The sequence below is a fragment of the Alteromonas sp. AO-Serp genome (assembly GCF_017849675.1).
GTDB classification, from domain to species: domain Bacteria; phylum Pseudomonadota; class Gammaproteobacteria; order Enterobacterales; family Alteromonadaceae; genus Alteromonas; species Alteromonas macleodii.
The window spans coordinates 18,006-30,805 of sequence record NZ_JAFLMX010000053.1; the positions used below are offsets into that span (position 1 = coordinate 18,006).

The following is a 12,800-nucleotide window of genomic DNA, read 5'->3' on the forward strand; positions in this document are numbered from 1 at the left end:
GCCGACGGAGGTCAGCTATTTGTAGTCTTAATACTATGTGAAAAATGCGAAACCTTTGTGACGGTCGTCTTTATATCACCATCTTTTACTACGTTAACACAACTTAAATAAAATTATGATGATTATACATTATGGTGCATATTTCGGTCATTTTGCTGCTTATAAGCGGCAGAGTTTCGATTTTTCAAAGCATATAGCGCTATCGCGATAAGTATAATTGGCCAAAATGCACTTACTCCCACCACTAATAATGCTAAAAATCCTGCGCCTAGCGCTAAAAGAATTGTGCCCATAACGCTTACAGCAACAACAAAACCAACGATAGCGAGGACTACGCCGACTAGCGATAACACTGCTACGTTTTCCCAAGGACTTAGCAATTCATCTGACACGATTAAGTGCATACCCAACCAGCTATCTACTAAGCTGCTTAAACAATTCACCAAAATAATGGCGATGACCAATGCAATCAGAAAGTTCTTCATTACACTAATCTCGGTAATAAGATAACGGCTGCAATATAAGCCACTAGCGTAATAGGCGTAGCGATGAACAAGCCTGCTACAGCTGCCGCTCTAACCCATACTGCATCTATATCAAAATAACGTGCAACTCCTGCACACACACCTGAAATGATTCCAGAATCAAGGTCTCTATAAATTCGTTTTTGTGATGGTACTTTCATCATCTTCTCCAAAAATGCTTACTTCGATATCTACAATGCGGGCTGCGGCTCTCAAGGTCGCCTACGCGACCTTCTTCTTCTTAAGTTCAGCCAATTCCTTTTCGATAGCTTCATCTGCTTCCATTGCATCGAACTCGGCCTGCAGTGAAGTTGCTTCATTCGACTTTGTTAGGTCGTACGCATCAACTTGCGCTTCTAGATGATCAATGCGCTGCTCGTAACTCTCAAAGCGCATCATGGCATCATCAATTTTTCCTTCGTGATCAGCTTGCTTCACTTTTAAGCGTGTTTGCGCTGAATGCTTGCGTTGAACCAGCGTTTTTTGCTTGGCTTTTGCTTCGGCTAACTTACTGTTCAGACGCGCAGTATCGCCTTGGATTTTTTCGATACTTTCTGCAATATGCGCTTCTTGTTCTTCAAGAGAAGCTAGCTTTGCAACATACTTTTGTTTTTCGATTAGTGCGGCTTTAGCCAATGACTCTTTGTCATTATTCATTGCGATCTGTGCTTTGTGCTGCCACCCTTCCACTTCTTTGTTTGCTGATGCCATATGGCGTGCAAGGGTTTTCTGCTGAGCAATAAAGCGCGCTGCATCAGTGCGAACCTCAACTAAGGTTTCTTCCATTTCTTGAATAATCAAACGAATGATTTTTTCAGGATCTTCCGCTTTATCTAACATTGCGTTGATGTTTGCTTGAACAATATCGTTAATGCGCGAAAACATACCCATGATTATTTCTCCGTTAAAAGTAGTGTTGTGGTTTCCAGCACTTATTCTTAGTTACGCTGACCGCTGGTTACCGCTGACTGAGTTCTCCTCAACACTCTAACTATTACAATCACCGTGCCATTTATTTAAGGCACTGTTTTCAAAGGACTTTAATTTGATTCCGGAAATCACCAACTGTTCAACAAGCGACCAAATACAATTTTTTAGCGTATTTAACCAACAAGTTTGTTAAATTGACCACCCCTGTTTTTTGCGTTTTTAATGTTTGAGTCACTGTGCTACACGCACAAAAAAAGCGCCTTTCGGCGCTTTTGCTAGATACCAATATCGAATTAGTCGGCATCTTGTTCTGTAGAACTACCTTCAGACCGGGTAGCAACAACTAAATCAGTCACGCTGACCTTACCACTTCCGCGCACTTCTTGTGGGCTTAGCTCAAAGTGATACGTTGCGTTTGCTACTGCTTGGTACACGTCAGCCTTAATTTCCTGTGATGTGGTAGCCACTGCGTTTGAAACCACATTAGTTAAAAACGTTTGAAGCACTGACTCTTCTGCATTTGCTACGCTGCTTGCCATGCTTGCTGTCAGTAAAGTTGCTGCGATTAGTGAAGTTTTCATAATTTCCCTCTGAAGTTAGTCAGTGCAACAACACGCCGTTGTTGCGATACTTAGAGGATTGCGAGAGCTGTGCCAACTCCTTTTAAAACACTTAAGGCATTGATATATATAAATTTAAATAAAAAAGCTCGCGAGACAGCGAGCTTAAAAGAATTGAACAAATATTAAACTTTGGTCAAAATTACTAAATCGTTAGTCTTTTTGACTATTAAACGCAGCGACATCCTTTTGTGCACTTTCTACAGCGTCTAGCGCATTTAGCAGCAGATTGGGATCTGGATTTTTTCCTGTTCCATTTTGGCTTAAGTATCTACGCCAAATACGTCCACCCGCTTGCCCTTGATAAAGACCCAAAATATGCCGAGCTGCATGCCAGGGTTTGAAATAGGGATCGTCTTGGCGTTCAATATACTGCTGCATTTTCAGCACAATTTCTCGGCGTGACATGCTCTGAGCTTCAGTATCTCCGAAAATCTCTTTATCTACGGTAGCCATAATGTAAGGATTGGCGTAAACCTCACGCCCTACCATAACGCCATCAACAAGTTCTAGCTGTTGCTGGGTTTCTTCTAGCGTTTTAACCCCACCATTTATGCTAATAGATAATTCAGGGCGAGCCTGTTTAAGTCTATGAACCCGCGGATAGTTTAACGGCGGAATTTCGCGATTTTCTTTTGGGCTCAATCCCTGTAGCCACGCTTTCCTTGCGTGAACAATAAAGGTATCGCATCCGGCATCTGCCACGGTATCGATGAAACGAGCGAAGTCTTCATCTTCGTCCATATCATCAATGCCAATACGGCACTTTACCGTAACGGGAATATCTACCGCAGCCTGCATGGCTTTGACACAACTTGCTACCACCTCTGGCTGAGCCATCAAGCAGGCACCGAAGCTACCGTTCTTAACTCGATCACTTGGACAACCTACGTTTATGTTAACTTCATCATAACCGCGCGCTTGTGATAGCTCAGCACACTTGGCCATGTCAGACGGATCGCTTCCGCCCAGTTGAACAGCAACAGGGTGTTCCTCTTGGTTGTAACCCAGATAGTCACCCTTGCCGTAAATGATCGCGCCTGTGGTTACCATTTCTGTATAGAGAAGTGTGTGCTTAGACATTAATCGTAAAAAGTAGCGACAATGGCGGTCTGTCCAATCCAGCATTGGAGCGACAGAGAATTTACGATTTAGTGGAGTGATAGACACGACAGGAACCTCAGACACAGTTATTACTTATATACCTCGCATATGCGCGAGCGGCGTATAGTACCTATGTTCAATAAAAAAACAATGTCGCTTGCCATTATTTGATAGGCCTATTCCAGCCTTAAAAAACAGCTCAAATCGTAGAACGCATAAGTAAATCTTCATAGATTATTCAACTTACTGAAAAGATGGCGTTTTTTGTATAAGGATTTTTGTAGGTATTTGCCACTATTATGCTTTTAGCGTATTTCAAAGTTCACGATTAGCGGCTATTGTATAAAGTAATAACCATAATTATTAGCACAGACAAAAATGTGATTGCAGCTCATTAGCGTGTTCAACGCAAAGAACTGCGCCTTCCGGAGACATTTTATGGCGGACAAGAAGCCGAAGGATCAGCAAGCGCAAGACGTAACTCAAACTGAGGGCGCGCCCAAACCAGCAGACGAACTTGCTCAACTTAGAGAAATTTTGTTTGGTCAAACAAACCGTGCATTCCGTGCAGATCTTTCTGCGTTGGAGTCACGGGTTAACGACAGCTTCTCTAAACTGAATACGCATCTTGATAATCAGTTTAACGATATACGTAAGCTTATTGACCAACAGATCACAGAATTATCGAATCAGTTGGCCAGTGCTAACGACAACCACAGTAACGTGCAAGAGCAACTTCAAAACACCACTGACAAATTGCAAAGTGAATTGGAGATAGCGGAAACTGCTGCAAAGAATGACAACGATGCATTGGAAGCTCATGTGGTTAAAGAACTAGAGTCGCTTGATAATTTATTTAGTAAGCGTCACCAAGAGCTGCTAGAGAAGCTTCAGCAGGTAACCAGTGAGCTTTCAGAAAGTAAAACCGATAGAAAAACGTTGGCAAACTTACTTTCGACTATGGCCACCAACCTCGCTACAGATCATTAATTAATGACTGAAAAAGTGCCGCCGTCGGAGCTATCTGACAACTCTCTAGACAAAGTCAGAGAGCTACTCATTGGAAGGGACGACAAGTTCGTTCAAGAAAAGTTGAATCGCGATGCGAAAGGCATCGTGACAAACGTCGTTTCTGAAGCGCTCTTTGAACGCGAAACGAAGGACGGCTCAGTTAACAAAGTACTTGTTCCTCTTGTAGAGAAGTCGCTTCACCGCTCTATAGATGCTAATAGCGACAAGATTGTTGGTACACTTTATCCCTTGGTTGGCACGCTTGTAAGAAAGGCGGTATCTTCATTTCTTGTTGAGTTTGTCGAGCGCACTAACGCACTTATCGAAAACAGCTTAAGTCCCAAAAGCGTATCTTGGCGATTCAAAGCTTGGCAGTCCGGAGTCAGGTATTCTGAATTTGTCGCATCTCAAATTTACCAATACCAAGTCCAACAGCTGCTGGTCATTCATCGAGAGACCGGCACGTTACTTCACAGCATTTCTTCAGATCCTGATAAAGAAAAAGACGCAGACTTAATTTCGTCAATGCTAGTGGCCATTAATGACTTTGTGGCAGATGCGTTTGGCGTTACCAGTACCGAGTCAGAAAACGAGCTCGGCGAGATAAAAACGGAAGACTTTACGCTGCTAATAAAAATTGGGCCACAAGCGCTGCTTGTTGCTGCGGTTACGGGCAGTATTCCTCCAGAGGTACGCGGAAAACTTCAACAGGCGTTGGAAGACTTTCATCATTTTTATCAACAACCGTTGCTCACTTATGAAGGTGACAATGCGCCCTTCGACGGTTGCGAAACCATTCTTTCAGACTGCTTAATAAGCGAAAGAAAAGAGGGTGAAGGAAAAAAATCAAACCGATTAATAGGTGCACTAGTGCTTCTGGTGATTTTTTCCGCACTTGCAGTGCTGTCTTTTATGCGTTTGTCGCTAAGCATCTTAAAAAGCGACTTGCACGAGCTTCCCCCTCCACCTGGCATCATAGTAACTGATACTTATGTTTCCAATGGGAATGTGCACGCTAAAGTCCTTCGCGACCCAGTCGCTACCAGCATCGAACAATGGTTTAGCGATAATAACATCGATGCAGAAAGAGTTACTGTTATTGAAGAACCCTTTGTTTCTTTAAAACCAAGTGTGGTTGAACGCAAACTTGAAAAGCTCGTGAGCGACTATCCACTCAGCGAATCAGAAAGCCTATTAATTAAAAAAGGTGATGACCATAGCTTTATTATTTCAGGAACCGTATTCACCCCAACCGCAATTAACTTTACTCAGCAAATAAACGCTATTCCTGGTATTTCGACAGTTAACGTTGATACCACCGCGCTAAACGTCAAAGCAGCCTATCAAATTGACAATGCTGAGCTCCAGAAGGCCGCATTGAACCGACTAGTTAATAAGGTTTCCTCACAAAATGTACTTTTTGCTACTAACCAAGAAGCGCTTTCTGAAGTACAGTTAGCAAAATTAGAACCTCTGGCAAACGACATAAAACAATTGTTAACCCTTGCTGACAAGACAAAAACTGTTGTCAGTATTGTTGTAATGGGTGCCAGTGATAATTCAGGCTCAAGCGCACGAAATCGCGCATTGAGTCAAAAACGAGCAGAGAATGTTGTGAATTCATTAATTTCACTTGGCGTAGAAAGTGATATTCTTATACCTGTAAGCTTAGGAGAGCTACCATTGCAGAAAGCATCAATGGGGCGTTCAGTCATGTTAAACGTTTTAATATCCAGTGAGCAGCAGTAGGGAAGCTTTGCAGTGATACAGAAAAAAGTATGTATTTTAGGGCCCACTGGTGTTGGCAAAACAAGCCTGATAAAACAGTTCGTTGAAGGTATTTTCTCCGAAAAATACAAGACCACTATTGGCGTAAAAATAGACAAGAAACAAGTCAATAAAGACGGACGCGGCGTTCAGCTTCTAATTTGGGATTTAGAAGGTATCGACAGATACTGTGGCTTCAACCCTCGCTACCTTCGCGGCGCAAGCGCCTACATTATTGTAGTTGACCAAACTCGGTCTCAATCCTTGCTTGAAGGCATGGAAATTCTAGAACTCGCACGCGAACACTACCCCGATATCCCCGCATTTTTTGTTGTAAATAAAACCGATCTCCCCACAAGTTGGCACTGGAGTGAGGAAGAACTCAATTCTTACGCTCAAAAATTCGCTTCACTAACGAAGACCAGCGCAAAGACCGGCGAAAATGTAGAGAGTTTATTCAGTACAATTGCGTTTTGGTAGGAGATTGCCATGGATATTCATTTATTAAATGCATTGGGCATTACTAACTGCGCGCTATTTAGGTGTAACTCCGAAAGCGACATTGAATGCTTAACGCCAGAACTTCCATGGCTAGGAAATGTTGTTACGATTGACGAAAACAACAAACTGCAAAAGAAGCATATCCCCTCCATTTTTTTAGACGACTTTTTTCTCGATGCCGACGAAGTATGGAAAGGCGAAACGTCATTTACGCTTTCATCTGGCTTTTGGACGGAGCACAATGAGAGCCAAGTACTTCGCTTAGAAGCATTGGCAATTAATAGCGAATCGGGTTCTCGCTATTTGGTCGTTAAAAACGTAGAAGAGCAATTTGACGAAAAACGTAAAACGCTGCAAGCCGCGCGGGAATTATTGCTAAGCCATCACGAAATTGTAGGTCAGCATGAGTATATTAGGCACAAATTAAATGGTGTTTTACGCAAGAACACCCGACTTCAAAAGCTCGTTCCGCCCATTCAGCAAGCTATTCACAACCTGGAAACCGGCGTTGTCATTTTAGACGACAAAGGCGGATTGATATTGGACAACAAAGCGTCTCATAGATTGCTGCTGTGTAATAGCACAACGCCAAGCTCTATTCGCGTCAACGAGCTTCTTACTGATATTGATGCGCCGGCAACGTTTCTTCCCGCACTGGTGCAGCGAAAAGCCCCCTGGCAAGGGGAGCTTTATTGGCAACCTGTTGACGATTATGGTGTGTGGCTTCAGGTTACCATTCACCCTGTATTACAAGGGGATGAGTTAACCCATTGGGTTTACCTACTTACCGATATTACCCATATTCACAATAAAGAAGAGAGCGTATTAACTGCCAGTGGAATGGACTCGTTAACAAAGGTAGCCAATCGCAATTTGTTTACCGATACAGTAAGAAGACTGGTTCAGGAAGAAATCGCATTCAAGTTGTTCATCATAGATATATGCGACTTTAAGAAGATAAATGAATCACTTAGCTATCAGTCGGGTGACGAGATCCTTAAATCGTTCGCACTGCGACTGCAGACCTTTGTCGGCAACAGCGGGTTTATAGCGAGAATAGGCAGCAATGAGTTTGCATTGGTGAAACGTGAAGATACCTTTAACGAACTTACCAGTGCCGAGTATATTGAGCAGCTAGTCAAAAAGCTCACTCAAACCTATACCGTTCTCAATGGCAGCGAGCCGAATTTAGGCATAAATATTGGCGAAGCGAACTTTCCCCGACACTGCCCGTCAACCGAATCACTTCTTCAGTGTGCTGACATCGCCTTGCAGGCCGCTAAATACCAAGGTCGCAATGTGGTACTTACCTACAGTGAAGAACTACACAAACAACATCATGCAATTAGCGAGCTTGAGAGTCAGCTACGTTCTGCCATCGAAAACAATGAACTCAAACTCTTTTTGCAGCCTATTGTCGATTTAGAGACTGGCAAAATTGTTAAATGCGAGGCATTGGCAAGATGGATAACGCCGGAAGGTAAGTTTATTTCCCCAGAAGTGTTCATTCCTCTTGCTGAAAAAAGTGAACTCATTTTCCCTTTCGGCGAGTGGCTTATCAATGAAGCTTGTGATGCTATAGAAGCGTTAAAGGCTTCTAATTTAGACATTAGGTTGGCCATTAATATCTCTGGCCGCCAAGTGTCAGATTTAGCACTACTAAACCAAATTAAAAACGCATTGGAAGATCACCAACTCCCCGGCTCAAACTTATCTATCGAGTTAACCGAAAGCGTGTTTGTGGAAAGCTTGGATACCGTTTCAGTATTACTCAACGAGCTTCGAGCAATGGGGATCACCGTGTCGATTGACGATTTCGGTACAGGTTTTAGTTCACTGGTGTATCTGAAGAAACTGCCTATCGATGAGCTTAAGATTGACCGTTCCTTTGTCAGTGAACTTGAGAAAAACACCGACGACCAAGCTATCGTTCAGGCTATTCTTGGACTGGCGAGCAACTTAAACATTAAGATTATTGCAGAAGGTATTGAAACCCAACAGCAGCAACAGTTTTTGCAAAATCATCGGTGTGCTTATGGTCAGGGTTACTTATATCAGCGCCCCGTTGCCATACCTGAATTTATAACTTTAGCGCAAAAGCTAAAGTAAGCTTAAGCAAAGCTTCATCAGCCATAAACAAAAAAGCCGGAGTACGATCCGGCTTTTTTACAGCTTGTATTTTACGCTTAAATTAGCCCCATGTGTCCTGCATGGAACTCCAAATGTTCTTCAATAAATGATGCAATAAAGAAGTAACTATGATCGTAACCTTCATGCATGTTAAGCGTAAGTTGCGTATCTGACTGTTGCGCAGCATGAACAAGTGACTGAGGTTTCAGCTGCTCGTGCAAGAACTCATCTTTTGTCCCTTGCTCTACTAGCAGAGGTACACTGTGTGTTTTGCTGGCTAATAGCAACGAGGCGTCGTAATCCTGCCATGCTGCCTTGTCATCGCCTAAATATCGACTTAAGGCTTTCTCGCCCCACGGACAATCTGAAGGATTTGAGATAGGGCTAAAGGCCGATACCGATACAAACTTATTAGGATTACGCATGCCAATAACTAAAGCACCGTGTCCGCCCATTGAGTGACCGCTAATAGCGCGCTCTTTGGTTACAGGGAACTCGCTTTCAATAAGCGCAGGTAGCTCGTTCACAATATAGCTATACATTTTGTAATGCTTATCCCACGGCGCCTGCGTAGCGTCAACGTAGAAGCCTGCCCCAAGGCCAAAGTCATAAGATCCTTCTTCGTCATCTGGAACGTTCTCGCCACGGGGAGATGTATCGGGCGCTACAATAGCCATACCTAATTCCGCCGCTAGCTTCATCGCACCGGCTTTTTGCATAAAGTTCTGGTCGGTACATGTCAGCCCTGACAGCCAGTAAAGCACGGGCACTGGCTTTTCTTTCGAGGCGAAAGGGGGAAGAAAAATTGCGAAGGTCATATCGCATTGTGTTATTTCAGCTTTATGGGTATAGCGTAAATGCCGTCCCCCGAATGCTCTATTTTCGCCAATAAGCTCCATTTCAGCTCCTTAAATACGTAAATTTGCACCTTTATTGTGGAATCAGTAAAGGCTCTATCGGATTTTAGATCAAGTTCGTTTACACTAAGCGCCTAATTTTTGAGGTAAGTACAATGGTAAAAGCACTGTTGCATCATATTGTTGGCACTATTTCGGTCATCTGCTATTTCGTCAATACGGTAGTGTGGTCAACGCCTATTTTCATATTGGCTATTTTTAAACTTATACCTATTGCGCCGTGGCGACGATTCATTTCTTATTTACTCGACGCATGCGCGACTGCGTGGATCGGCGTTAATAACCTGAATCAGCGCATCAGCGGACGCACCAAATGGCAAATAAACGGACTAGAAAAACTCACTCGAGATGATTGGTATCTCGTTGTTGCTAACCATCAATCTTGGGTCGATATCTTAGTTCTTCAACGTGTATTTAACCGAAGAATCCCATTTTTGAAATTTTTCCTCAAAAAAGAGCTTATCTATGTTCCTATTTTAGGTCTGGCTTGGTGGGCACTCGATTTTCCATTTATGCGCCGGTATTCCAAATCATTTTTGGCTAAAAACCCGCATTTGAAAGGAAAGGATATGGAAACCACGCGCCAAGCGTGTGAGAAATTTAGGAATAAGCCTGTAAGTATTATGAATTTTGTTGAAGGCACCCGCTTTACGCAAGCCAAGCACGACAAGCAGGCCTCGCCTTTCACTCATTTACTTAAGCCTAAAGCAGGCGGCATAGCATTCGTTTTGTCTGCGATGGGCGATCATTTGCATAAGCTTATTGATGTCACAATTGATTATCCGAACGGCGTACCGTCTTTCTGGGACTTCGTTAGTGGTAAGGTTCGTGATATTCGAGTGAATATCAACGTAATGCCCATCAAAGACATTATGGAAAACGGCATTTTCAGCGACAATTATTTTGATGATCCGCAAGTTCGAGCCCGTTTTCAGACGTGGTTGAATGAACGCTGGCATGCCAAAGATCAACTTTTAGATTCACTAAACGCAACACAGAAACCATTATGATTCGCGCAGTACTCGCTCCTTTTATTTTCGTATTACATACTTCACTACAAATCCTCAATCTTGCGTTGTGGGGAGGCTTAATTATCTTACTGGGTTTGGTAAAACTTATTATGCCTAACGGAAAGATAAGAACAGCATGGAATAAAGTGATGCACGGGCTAATGTTTAGCTTCGGACGGGTCAGCATTCTCATGATACGCTTGTTCAACCGCGTCGATATTGAGTGTTCGGTACACGGCGAACTGTCAAAAGACCGTTGGTATCTGATTATTGCCAATCATTTAAGCTACCTCGACATTATTCTGCTCATTGAATTCGCAACGAACCGCATTCCTGCACCCAAATTTTTCCTTAAGAAAGAGCTTATTTGGCTGCCATTTGTCGGACTCGGTGCCTGGGCGCTTGATATGCCGTTCATGCACAGATACACCCGTGCTTATTTAGAAAAGCACCCAGAGAAAAAAGGAAAAGATCTCGAAACCACCAAAGCGTATTGTGAGAAGTTTAGAACGGTGCCCACAACGGTCATTAACTTTGTAGAGGGAACTCGATTTACTTCATTGAAGCATCTGTCAAAGCAAAGTCCCTATGAAAACCTCCTGCCCCCCAAAGCCGGCGGCGTTTCCTTTACGCTCTCAGCTATGGGCGAATTATTTACCAACGTGTTAGATATCTCGCTGCTTTACCCGGAAAATAAGCGTCATCCTATGATGGCAATGCTTAGCGGTCAGATGACAAAAATCGTGATCGATGTGAACGTTACGCCGGTACCTGAATTACAACAGCATTCAGAACGCACTGAGTCTGAGTTTCGTCTTTATTTCCAAAACTGGTTGAACGGTCTATGGGAAAATAAAGACAACCGTATAAAGAAAATGTTGGAGTCGTAATTAATGGAAGTCAGTGCTTCAGTACGCGATAACTTTATTCACATAGTTAATGATATTTTCCCGAATCTTACTACTGAAGATCCGCTGTATAACGTCATCGCACTAAGTAGTATTTTAGTGGTGTCGGCGGTAATCTATATTATCGCAAGGCTATTGGTGCGCCCCCAGATAGCCAGTTGGGTATACAAATCCAATAACCTCTGGGACAACGCCTTGCAGCAGCACGGATTTTTCCGTCGCTTAATGCACCTGTTTCCTGCCCTGTTTATTTACTTAACCACACCGGTACTTATTAGCGATGAAGCCGTGATGCACGGTATGGTGATAAAGAGCGCTCAGCTATACATGCTATATAGCGGCCTTCTTGCCTTATATGCCATGTTGAGCACAGTGGAAGACGTTTATAACGCCTCAGCGCTTGCTAAACGCGCACCCATCACTGGCTTTATTCAAGTTACCAAATTGGCATTTGCTATTGTCACCATACTATTAAGTATCTCTTTAATTGTAGACAGAAGCCCGCTACTTATTGTGTCTGGCTTAACCGCCATTGCCGCTGTTTTACTATTGATATTCAGAGACACCATTCTGGGCTTTGTTGCCGGCATTCAAATAGCCGCTAACCGCATGTTTAATACGGGCGACTGGATTGCCATGCCTAAGTATGAAGTAGATGGTGAAATACTCGAGATAGGCCTTACCAACGTCAAAGTACAGAACTGGGATAAAACCATTTCTACGCTGCCGACTTACAGCCTTACTACAGAAGCAGTTAAGAACTGGCGCGGTATGCAAGAGTCTGGCGGACGCAGAATTAAGCGCGCCATTTATATTGATGTGCACTCTATTAAGCTTTGTGACAACGATATGCTAGAGCGCTTTTCGAAAATTCGCTATATCAACGAATATATCGATAAGAAGAAAAATGAGCTCCGCGCTTATCACCGAGATTACTCCATTGATGAGTCGGATCTGCTAAACAGCCGTCGCCTTACCAACATCGGCACTTTTAGAGCTTATTTAGAGGCATACTTGCGCAAGCACCCGGATATAAACCAAGAACTGACCCTAATGGTTAGGCAGCTACCGCCTAATGAGCTTGGTTTACCTTTAGAAATTTACTGCTTCAGTGCACAAAAGGAATGGGTGAGGTACGAAAAAGTACAGGCGGATATTTTCGACCACGTTATGGCTATGCTGGATTTGTTCGATTTACGCGCTTATCAACGTGATGGACATTTGTCGCTGCTTGCCCATCGCGAACAAAGCGCTTATAGAAACAGTCCCGAAAGCGACAATGCGCCCGAGGATGCTCTGGAGAAGAGCGAACCTAATCGATAAGGCAGTGATGAATAAAGACTTGTTCAAGACGAAAAAAAACCGGCTGAGATAGCCG

13 protein-coding genes are annotated in these 12,800 nt (G+C 43.3%); 7 read left to right on the forward strand and 6 right to left on the reverse strand.

The genetic code is table 11. The features are described from left to right. Positions 1-122: 122 nt before the first annotated feature. The 5 genes from QVA83_RS04630 to dusA form a co-directional block, all read right to left on the reverse strand. Positions 123-485 carry a hypothetical protein gene (locus tag QVA83_RS04630; protein ID WP_287498168.1) on the reverse strand — a complete coding sequence of 121 codons (363 nt, stop codon included), beginning with the start codon at positions 483-485 and terminating at the stop codon, positions 123-125. Beyond that, positions 485-685, reverse strand: coding sequence for a PspC domain-containing protein (locus QVA83_RS04635; RefSeq protein WP_014950723.1), 201 nt, complete (start codon positions 683-685; stop codon positions 485-487). Before QVA83_RS04635 ends, QVA83_RS04630 begins: the two co-directional genes overlap by 1 nt. Positions 686-746: 61 nt before the next feature. Beyond that, positions 747-1,415 carry a phage shock protein PspA gene (gene pspA, locus QVA83_RS04640; RefSeq protein ID WP_014950724.1) on the reverse strand — a complete coding sequence of 223 codons (669 nt, stop codon included), beginning with the start codon at positions 1,413-1,415 and terminating at the stop codon, positions 747-749. A gap of 332 nt (positions 1,416-1,747) precedes the next feature. Next, a complete protein-coding gene (locus tag QVA83_RS04645; protein WP_287498169.1) occupies positions 1,748-2,035 on the reverse strand; it encodes a hypothetical protein in 288 nt (95 codons plus the stop codon). A 192-nt stretch (positions 2,036-2,227) separates the two neighbouring features. Then, complete coding sequence (gene dusA, locus QVA83_RS04650; protein ID WP_240491616.1) at positions 2,228-3,202, reverse strand: tRNA dihydrouridine(20/20a) synthase DusA; 975 nt, start codon at positions 3,200-3,202, stop codon at positions 2,228-2,230. A gap of 414 nt (positions 3,203-3,616) precedes the next feature. Between dusA and QVA83_RS04655 the strand changes: the two genes are divergently transcribed. The 4 genes from QVA83_RS04655 to QVA83_RS04670 are packed head-to-tail and all read left to right on the forward strand — an operon-like array spanning position 3,617 to position 8,566. Beyond that, complete coding sequence (locus QVA83_RS04655) at positions 3,617-4,168, forward strand: hypothetical protein (RefSeq protein ID WP_014950727.1); 552 nt, start codon at positions 3,617-3,619, stop codon at positions 4,166-4,168. A gap of 3 nt (positions 4,169-4,171) precedes the next feature. Beyond that, a complete protein-coding gene (locus QVA83_RS04660) occupies positions 4,172-5,938 on the forward strand; it encodes an OmpA family protein (protein WP_287498170.1) in 1,767 nt (588 codons plus the stop codon). Between the two features lie 12 nt (positions 5,939-5,950). Next, entirely contained in the window at positions 5,951-6,436 is a 486-nt protein-coding gene (locus QVA83_RS04665) for a Rab family GTPase (protein WP_014977419.1), read from the forward strand. A 9-nt stretch (positions 6,437-6,445) separates the two neighbouring features. Next, a complete protein-coding gene (locus QVA83_RS04670; protein ID WP_014977420.1) occupies positions 6,446-8,566 on the forward strand; it encodes a putative bifunctional diguanylate cyclase/phosphodiesterase in 2,121 nt (706 codons plus the stop codon). Between the two features lie 77 nt (positions 8,567-8,643). Here the strand turns inward: QVA83_RS04670 and fghA are convergent, their stop codons facing one another. Then, positions 8,644-9,486, reverse strand: a complete 843-nt coding sequence (gene fghA, locus QVA83_RS04675; protein WP_287498171.1) for an S-formylglutathione hydrolase — start codon at positions 9,484-9,486, stop codon at positions 8,644-8,646. Between the two features lie 113 nt (positions 9,487-9,599). Between fghA and yihG (QVA83_RS04680) the strand changes: the two genes are divergently transcribed. Genes yihG (QVA83_RS04680) through QVA83_RS04690 form a run of 3 tightly spaced genes read left to right on the forward strand, consistent with a single transcriptional unit; the run spans position 9,600 to position 12,745 of the window. Further along, entirely contained in the window at positions 9,600-10,514 is a 915-nt protein-coding gene (gene yihG, locus QVA83_RS04680; RefSeq protein ID WP_039231212.1) for a 1-acylglycerol-3-phosphate O-acyltransferase, YihG family, read from the forward strand. Next, on the forward strand, positions 10,511-11,404 hold the full coding sequence (gene yihG, locus QVA83_RS04685) for a 1-acylglycerol-3-phosphate O-acyltransferase, YihG family (protein WP_287498172.1): 894 nt from the start codon (positions 10,511-10,513) through the stop codon (positions 11,402-11,404). Before yihG (QVA83_RS04680) ends, yihG (QVA83_RS04685) begins: the two co-directional genes overlap by 4 nt. Positions 11,405-11,407: 3 nt before the next feature. Next, on the forward strand, positions 11,408-12,745 hold the full coding sequence (locus tag QVA83_RS04690) for a mechanosensitive ion channel family protein (protein WP_039231214.1): 1,338 nt from the start codon (positions 11,408-11,410) through the stop codon (positions 12,743-12,745). The last annotated feature ends 55 nt before the right edge of the window (positions 12,746-12,800 follow it).

What these genes read in the sequence shown, in the direction of transcription:
- QVA83_RS04670 (WP_014977420.1), top strand. Translation starts at nt 6,446, where the DNA reads ATGGATATTCATTTATTAAATGCATTGGGCATTACTAACTGCGCGCTA.
- QVA83_RS04630 (WP_287498168.1), bottom strand. Translation starts at nt 485, where the DNA reads ATGAAGAACTTTCTGATTGCATTGGTCATCGCCATTATTTTGGTGAAT.
- QVA83_RS04645 (WP_287498169.1), bottom strand. Translation starts at nt 2,035, where the DNA reads ATGAAAACTTCACTAATCGCAGCAACTTTACTGACAGCAAGCATGGCA.
- yihG (WP_039231212.1), top strand. Translation starts at nt 9,600, where the DNA reads ATGGTAAAAGCACTGTTGCATCATATTGTTGGCACTATTTCGGTCATC.
- QVA83_RS04660 (WP_287498170.1), top strand. Translation starts at nt 4,172, where the DNA reads ATGACTGAAAAAGTGCCGCCGTCGGAGCTATCTGACAACTCTCTAGAC.
- QVA83_RS04635 (WP_014950723.1), bottom strand. Translation starts at nt 685, where the DNA reads ATGAAAGTACCATCACAAAAACGAATTTATAGAGACCTTGATTCTGGA.
- QVA83_RS04690 (WP_039231214.1), top strand. Translation starts at nt 11,408, where the DNA reads ATGGAAGTCAGTGCTTCAGTACGCGATAACTTTATTCACATAGTTAAT.
- dusA (WP_240491616.1), bottom strand. Translation starts at nt 3,202, where the DNA reads ATGCTGGATTGGACAGACCGCCATTGTCGCTACTTTTTACGATTAATG.
- QVA83_RS04655 (WP_014950727.1), top strand. Translation starts at nt 3,617, where the DNA reads ATGGCGGACAAGAAGCCGAAGGATCAGCAAGCGCAAGACGTAACTCAA.
- pspA (WP_014950724.1), bottom strand. Translation starts at nt 1,415, where the DNA reads ATGGGTATGTTTTCGCGCATTAACGATATTGTTCAAGCAAACATCAAC.
- yihG (WP_287498172.1), top strand. Translation starts at nt 10,511, where the DNA reads ATGATTCGCGCAGTACTCGCTCCTTTTATTTTCGTATTACATACTTCA.
- fghA (WP_287498171.1), bottom strand. Translation starts at nt 9,486, where the DNA reads ATGGAGCTTATTGGCGAAAATAGAGCATTCGGGGGACGGCATTTACGC.